The sequence below is a fragment of the Streptomyces hoynatensis genome, assembly GCF_003626535.1.
GTDB lineage: Bacteria > Actinomycetota > Actinomycetes > Streptomycetales > Streptomycetaceae > Streptomyces > Streptomyces hoynatensis.
The window spans coordinates 181,372-188,100 of sequence record NZ_RBAL01000013.1; the positions used below are offsets into that span (position 1 = coordinate 181,372).

General features: G+C 74.4%; 6 protein-coding genes. 4 read left to right on the plus strand and 2 right to left on the minus strand.

Going from position 1 to position 6,729, the window contains the following annotated elements; genetic code table 11:
- Positions 1–77: 77 nt before the first annotated feature.
- The gene (locus D7294_RS21485; protein WP_120682248.1) at positions 78–1,361 is read right to left on the minus strand and encodes an adenylosuccinate synthase; all 1,284 of its coding nucleotides are present in this window, start codon (positions 1,359–1,361) and stop codon (positions 78–80) included.
- A 131-nt stretch (positions 1,362–1,492) separates the two neighbouring features.
- Here D7294_RS21485 and D7294_RS21490 point away from each other — a divergent pair, with 131 nt between their 5' ends.
- Positions 1,493–2,245 (plus strand): diacylglycerol kinase family protein, encoded by a 753-nt coding sequence (locus tag D7294_RS21490; protein WP_120682250.1) that lies wholly within the window; start codon positions 1,493–1,495, stop codon positions 2,243–2,245.
- Here the strand turns inward: D7294_RS21490 and D7294_RS21495 are convergent, their stop codons facing one another.
- The gene (locus D7294_RS21495) at positions 2,246–2,782 is read right to left on the minus strand and encodes a GbsR/MarR family transcriptional regulator (protein WP_120682278.1); all 537 of its coding nucleotides are present in this window, start codon (positions 2,780–2,782) and stop codon (positions 2,246–2,248) included.
- Positions 2,783–2,977: 195 nt separating this feature from the next.
- Here D7294_RS21495 and D7294_RS21500 point away from each other — a divergent pair, with 195 nt between their 5' ends.
- From D7294_RS21500 to D7294_RS21510, 3 genes are all read left to right on the plus strand, one after another.
- Entirely contained in the window at positions 2,978–4,036 is a 1,059-nt protein-coding gene (locus D7294_RS21500) for an ABC transporter ATP-binding protein (protein WP_120682280.1), read from the plus strand.
- Entirely contained in the window at positions 4,033–5,694 is a 1,662-nt protein-coding gene (locus D7294_RS21505; protein ID WP_120682252.1) for an ABC transporter permease, read from the plus strand. Before D7294_RS21500 ends, D7294_RS21505 begins: the two co-directional genes overlap by 4 nt.
- Before the next feature lie 220 nt (positions 5,695–5,914).
- Entirely contained in the window at positions 5,915–6,490 is a 576-nt protein-coding gene (locus tag D7294_RS21510) for an LPXTG cell wall anchor domain-containing protein (protein ID WP_120682254.1), read from the plus strand.
- Positions 6,491–6,729: the final 239 nt, after the last annotated feature.

Below are 6,729 nucleotides of genomic sequence, written 5' to 3' on the forward strand. Positions count from 1 at the left end.
ACGGGCCCGGCGCGCGATCGGCTCGCGCGCCGGGCCCGTTTCCCGTGCGCCGCCGGGAGGGCGGCGGCGCACGGTCCTCACAGGAAGGAGTTGATCTGGATGGTCTCCTCGCGGCCCGGGCCGACGCCGATGGCGGAGACGGGGGCTCCCGAGAGCTCCTCGAGCGCCCGCACGTACGCCTGTGCGTTCTGCGGCAGTTCCTCGAAGGCCCGCGCCTTGGTGATGTCCTCGCTCCAGCCGGGCAGGTACTCGTAGATCGGCTTGGCGTGGTGGAAGTCGCTCTGGCTGTAGGGCAGTTCCTCGACCCGCCGGCCGTCGATCTCGTAGGCGACGCAGACCGGGACGCGTTCCCAGCCGGTGAGGACGTCGAGCTTGGTGAGGAAGAAGTCGGTCAGGCCGTTGATGCGCGTCGCGTACCGGGCGATCACGGCGTCGAACCAGCCGCAGCGCCGGTTGCGGCCGGTGGTGACGCCGAACTCCCCGCCGATGCGCCGCAGCGCCTCGCCGTCCTCGTCGAACAGCTCGGTGGGGAAGGGGCCGGCGCCGACGCGCGTCGTGTACGCCTTGAGGATGCCGATGACCCGGCTGATCTTCGTCGGCCCGATGCCGGAGCCGGTGCAGGCGCCGCCCGCGGTGGGGTTGGACGAGGTGACGAAGGGATAGGTGCCGTGGTCGACGTCGAGCAGGGTGCCCTGCCCGCCCTCCAGGACCACGACCTTGCCCTCGTCCACCGCCCGGTTGAGGACCAGCGTGGTGTCGCAGACGTAGTCCCTGATGCGCTCCGCGTAGCCGAGCAGCTCCTCGACGACCTGGCCGGGGTCGATGGCGCGGCGGTTGTAGAGCTTGGCGAGCACCTGGTTCTTCTGGTCGAGCGCCGCCTCGATCTTCTGGCGCAGGATCGATTCGTCAAAGAGGTCCTGGACCCGGATACCCTGCCTGTTGATCTTGTCCACGTACGCCGGCCCGATGCCGCGCCCCGTGGTGCCGATCTTGCGCTTCCCGAGGAAGCGTTCGGAGACCTTGTCGAGCGTCTGGTGGTAACCGGTGATCAGATGGGCGTTGCCGCTGATCAGCAGGCGGGAGGTGTCGACGCCGCGCTCGGCGAGGACGCTCAGCTCCTCCAGGAGCACCTTCGGGTCGATGACCACGCCGTTGCCGATGACCGGGGTGCAGCCGGGGGAGAGGATGCCGGAGGGCAGCAGGTGGAGCGCGTACTTCTCGCCGTCCACCACGACGGTGTGCCCGGCGTTGTTGCCGCCCTGGTAGCGCACCACGTAGTCGACCGAGCCTCCGAGCAGATCGGTCGCCTTGCCTTTGCCTTCGTCACCCCACTGAGCACCGAGCAGCACAAGTGCGGGCACAGGCGTACACCCCTTCCGAGCGGGGCATCTACGCAAAAGCTGCCCCGGATCGACGAAACCCCTGGCGCAATCGCGACAGGGGCTCTTGCACAGAGAGCTTACGGGAGACGCAGCCGGGAGGCGAACAGTCAGTGCTCATCGTCATCGACCCGACGGCCCGGGAGACGGATGGTGAATCGGTACGGATCGCCAGGGACGTGCTGAGCGCGGGCGCGAGCGAGGTCAAGGTCTGCGTGCTGGACGGGCCCTGGGCGATGTCCCGGGCGCTGGCCAGGCGGGGCGGGCGGCGGGTGGTGGTGGTCGGGGACGACCGGGCGCTGCTGAGCGCCGTGCGCGAGCTGCACCGCAACGGCGAGCTGGGGAAGAGCCCGCTGGGGATGGTGCCTGTCGGGCCCGCCACCGCGGTGCCGGTGTCGCGGGCGCTGGGCCTGCCGACCGATGCGGTGGCGGCCTCCCGGGCGGTGCTGACCGGCACCGTCAGGCGGCTCGACGTGCTGGTGGACGACGCCGACGGCGTGGTGCTCGGCTCCCTCGGCATCCCGGCGCCGCCCAGGCCGCGGTCCTTAGCGGCGCCGCTGTGGTGGCGGGCCAAGCACCCGGCGCGGCAGCGGCTGCGGGTGGAGGCGGACGGCCGGGTGCTGGCGGACGTCGACCGGCCGGTGGCGGGGGTCTCGGTCCGGGCGGCGGACGGGCTCGCCGAGGTGGTGGTGCGCTCCTGGACCGGGGCGCGGGCCGGGGACGTCCACGTGCGGGCGACCTCCGTGACGGTGTCGGGCGCGGCGTTCAGCTACCGGGCCAACGCGGTGGACTCGGGGCCGACCCGCACCCGCACCTGGACGGTGCGCCCCGGGGCGCTGCGGCTGACGGTGCCCGCCCAGGGCTGATCAGCCCGCCACGGCACGCGGCCCGGCCGCCGCGCCTGACTCCCGGCCCACCCCGGACTCGCCGGTCGCGGCGGTAGCGCCGTTCACGGCCGGCTCGCCGGACACGCGCTCGCGCCAGCGGGCGAGGATGCCGTCGAGCTCGGTCTGGAGGAACTCCATGAACTCGGCCGTCTCCGAGAGCCTGGCCGCGGCCGGGGTGCCCGCGCCCACCGCGTCGATGCCGGCCCGCAGGCTCGCCGACCAGCGCGAGAGCAGCGGCTCCCGGCTGAGCATGGTCTCGTACCAGGCGTTGTGCAGCAGCCGGTAGCGCTCGCGGCGGGAGCCTGGCTCGCGCTCGCGGCGCAGCATGCTGAGGCGGGAGAGGTAGCGGACCGCGCCGGAGACGGCGGCGGGCGAGATCTGCAGCCGCGTGGCGAGCTCCGCCGAGGTCAGGCCGTTCTCCTGGGAGGCGAGCAGGCAGGAGAAGACCCGCGCGGGCATCCGCTGCATCCCCGCCTCGGTGAGGTCGGCCGCGAACCGTTCCACGAAGGCCGCCATCTCCTCGGTGTACGCGTGGCGCGGCTCGGCGGGCCGACGCGGCACCCCGGGCGGCCCGGTCCGCTCATCGGTTCTTCGTGTCGTGATGTCGCGTTCGATCACCGTGCCATCCTCCCACCCCTCCCGCGAGGTCTTAACGCTTCATTGACTTCAGGAAACTTCACAAATTTTTGAAGACACACTAGGTTGCTCGGCATGACCAAGGCAAGCAATGCCGGCACCTCCCCGGGCCCCGGAAGCCCCGAGAGCCCGGGAAACGCCGGGGAGACCGGCGACCCAGGGGACGCCATCTCCGTCTCCGGGCTGGTGAAGACCTTCGGGCGGACCCGCGCCCTCGACGGCCTCGACCTCAGGGTGGCCCGGGGCGAGGTCCACGGCTTCCTCGGGCCGAACGGCGCCGGGAAGTCCACCACCCTCCGCGTCCTGCTCGGCCTGCTGCGCGCCGACTCCGGCACGGCCAGGGTGCTGGGCGGCGACCCCTGGCACGACGCGGTGGAGCTGCACCGGCGCCTGGCCTACGTCCCGGGCGACGTCGAGCTGTGGCCCAACCTCACCGGCGGCGAGGCCGTCGACCTGCTCGGGCGGCTGCGCGGCGGGCTCGACGGGAGCCGCAGGGCCGACCTCGTCGAGCGCTTCGGGCTCGACCCGACGAAGAAGGGCCGCACCTACTCCAAGGGCAACCGGCAGAAGGTGGCGATCGTCGCCGCCCTCGCCTCGCACGCCGAGCTGCTGCTGCTCGACGAGCCCACCTCGGGCCTCGACCCGCTCATGGAGGTCGTCTTCCAGGACGTGATCGACGAGGCCAAGGCCGAGGGCAGGACGGTGCTGCTCTCCAGCCACATCCTGGCCCAGGTCGAGAAGCTCTGCGACCGGGTCAGCATCGTCCGGCTCGGCCGGGTCGTGCAGTCGGGCACGCTGAGCGAGATGCGCCACCTCACCAGGACGACGATCGAGGCGGAGACCAGCCGCCCCGCCGGCACCCTGGCCGGCCTCCCCGGCGTGCACGACCTGCGCGCCGAGGGGAGCCACGTGCACCTGACGGTCGACGGCGGCAGCCTCGACGAGGCGATCCGCGCCCTGTCCGCGCTGGGCCTGCGCAGCCTGGTCAGCCACCCGCCGACGCTGGAGGAGCTGATGCTGCGGCACTACGGCGACGAGCTCGGCGAGGAGCGCGGAAACCACCAGGCCCACGCGTCCCCCACCACCCCGGGGAACCGCGGCGGACGGGCGCCCCGGAGCGAGGCGGCGCGATGAGCATCGCCACCGCCCGGCGCCCGGCCCCACCCGCCGGCCCCGCGGCCACCGGCCGCGGGCACCCGCTCGCGGGCACCGGCACCCTCCTCAGGTTCAGCCTGCGGCGCGACCGGGTCCGCCTGCCGGTGTGGATCGCCGCGCTCTACCTCACCACCGTCTCCACGGTCTCGGGCTTCTCCGGCCAGTACGGCACCGCCGAGGACCGCGCCGAACTCGCCGACACCCTCTCGGGCCCCGCGGGACTGGCCATGTCCGGCCCGGAGCACTACCTGGACGGCGGCTACGACTACGGCGCGATGACCGGCCACCAGCTCATCGGCTTCATGGGCGTCGCCGTCGGCCTGATGAGCGTGCTCACCGTGGTGCGGCACAGCAGGACCGAGGAGGAGACCGGCCGCGCCGAGCTGCTGCGGGCCTCCGTCGTGGGACGGCACGCCCACCTGGCCGCGGCCCTCGCGGTCGCCGCGCTGGCCAACCTGGCGCTCGGCCTGCTCCTGGCCGGGACGCTCGCCGGCCTGGGCATGGCGGGCGTCACCGGCGCCGGCTCCCTGCTCTACGGCGCCACCAGCCTCGGCATCGGCCTGTCCTTCGCCGCGATCGCCGCCGTCACCGTGCAGATCACCCCCTTCTCCCGCGGCGCCTCCGGCCTCGCCCTCACCGCGGTCGGCACCGCGTACGCGCTGCGCGCCGTCGGGGACGTCGGCCCGGACGCGCTCTCCTGGCTCTCCCCCATCGGCTGGGCGCAGCGCTGTTACGTCTACGTCGACGACCGCTGGTGGCCGCTCGGCCTGCACCTGCTGCTCGTCCTCGGCTGCTGCGCCGCCGCCCTCGCGCTCAGCGCCAGGCGGGACGTCGGCGCCGGGCTGCGCCCGCCGCGCCCGGGCCGCCCGGCCGCGTCCACGGCGCTGTCCCGGCCGGCCGGCTTCGCGTTCCGGCTCCAGCGCGGCGTCCTGGCCGGCTTCGCCGCGGGCGCCCTGCTGTTCAGCCTCATGTACGGCTCGATCCTCGGCGAGGCCGAGGACCTGCTCCAGGACAACGAGGAGCTGCGCCGGCTGGTGGAGGAGCTGGGCGGCGACCTCGTGGAGTCCTTCGCCTCCGTGGCGATGAGCGTGCTGGCCATCCTCGTCGCCTGCCACGTGGTGATGGCCACGCTGCGGCCGCGGGCCGAGGAGTCCGCGGGCCGCGCCGAGCCGGTGCTGGCCACCGGCCTGTCCCGCACCCGGTGGCTGGGCAGCCACCTGGCGGTCGCGCTGGCCGGCGGCACCGCGCTGATGCTGCTCGCCGGCTTCGGCTTCGGCGCCTCGGGCGCGGCCTCTGCCGACGACGGCGCGCTGCTGTGGAAGCTGCCCCTGTCCTCGCTCGCCTACGCGCCCGCGCTGTGGGTGACCGCCGGGGTGGCGGTCGCGCTGTACGGCTGGTTCCCGCGCGCGACGGCGGCGGCCTGGGTCGTGCCGGCGTACGCGTTCTTCACCGTCTACCTCGGCGAGTTGATCGCCCTCCCGGACTGGCTGAGCGACCTCTCCCCGGTGGGCCACGTGCCCCAGGTGCCGGCCGCCGACCTGGCCTGGACCCCGCTGCTGGTGATGACGGCCCTGGCCGCCGCGCTGATCTGGCTCGGCCTTGCGGGCTTCCGGCGCCGCGACCTGGAGTCGAAGTAGCCCCTTCCCCGTGGGGCGGCCGGGCACCCGGCCGCCCCACGGGCACGCCGGCCCGCCGGGGGCGCGGGCGCCGCCGGGAGCGCGGGCGGCACCGGCCCGAACGGCGCAACCCGGCACCCGCAGGGAGGCGCTCCGGATGCGGCGGGCGTGACGCACTGTTCGCATAGGTGACATCCCGTCACGCCGCTGCGTGCCGCAGACGACCCGGAGGTCACCTTTCATGAAGCCCCTGCACCCAAGAGGCAGCCGCCGCCTGGCCGTTACGGCCGCCACGCTGCTCACCCTCGGCCTCGCCACCCCGGCCCTCGCCGCGGAGGGCGCCGGCACGACGGCCGCCGAGGCCGCCGCCCCGGCCCTGCCCGGCTGGAGCAACTCCTCGCCCCTGACCATCAGCCCGAGCTCGGGCGGCGCGGGCACGCGGGTCACCGTGCGGGCCACCTGCCGCCCCAGCGGCCCGGCCACCTCGCAGGCCTTCCAGCAGAGCATCACCCTGCGGCAGACCAGCAACCACCAGTGGACGGGCACCGGCACCATCAAGACCAGCGGTCTCGTGGTCGGCCAGCGCTACCCGGTGACCGTGCCCTGCGACGACGGCACCACCCTGACCACCAACTTCACCTTCACGGCCACCCCGACCGGCGGCGCGGCGGCCGGCTTCGGCGGCGCCGCCCGGGGCGGTGACGAGGGCGGCAGCCAGACGACGGCGCTGGCCGTCGGCGGCGGCATCGCCCTCGCCGGTGCCGCGGGCTACGTGTTCCTGGCCCGCCGCCGCCGCTCCACCGGCGACCACTACTGAGGGGGAGCGGGCGTGCTTCGACACCCGCGGCTGCCCGGCAGCCCCAGGAGGCGACGGCGGCCCCGGCCGGGAGGCGAGGCGCGGGCGGCCCGCGAGCCGCGCCACCGCCCGCAGCCCGGCCGGGGCGGCGCGCCGCGGGAGCCGCGGGCCGGCCGCACGCCCCGCGGCCCCTCCCACCCCACGTCTGTACTCCAGTCACATTCAGAAAATTCGAAGACTCTCCTCTGCCTGGACAACAA

What these genes read in the sequence shown, in the direction of transcription:
- D7294_RS21505 (WP_120682252.1), top strand. Translation starts at nt 4,033, where the DNA reads ATGAGCATCGCCACCGCCCGGCGCCCGGCCCCACCCGCCGGCCCCGCG.
- D7294_RS21510 (WP_120682254.1), top strand. Translation starts at nt 5,915, where the DNA reads ATGAAGCCCCTGCACCCAAGAGGCAGCCGCCGCCTGGCCGTTACGGCC.
- D7294_RS21495 (WP_120682278.1), bottom strand. Translation starts at nt 2,782, where the DNA reads ATGGCGGCCTTCGTGGAACGGTTCGCGGCCGACCTCACCGAGGCGGGG.
- D7294_RS21500 (WP_120682280.1), top strand. Translation starts at nt 2,978, where the DNA reads ATGACCAAGGCAAGCAATGCCGGCACCTCCCCGGGCCCCGGAAGCCCC.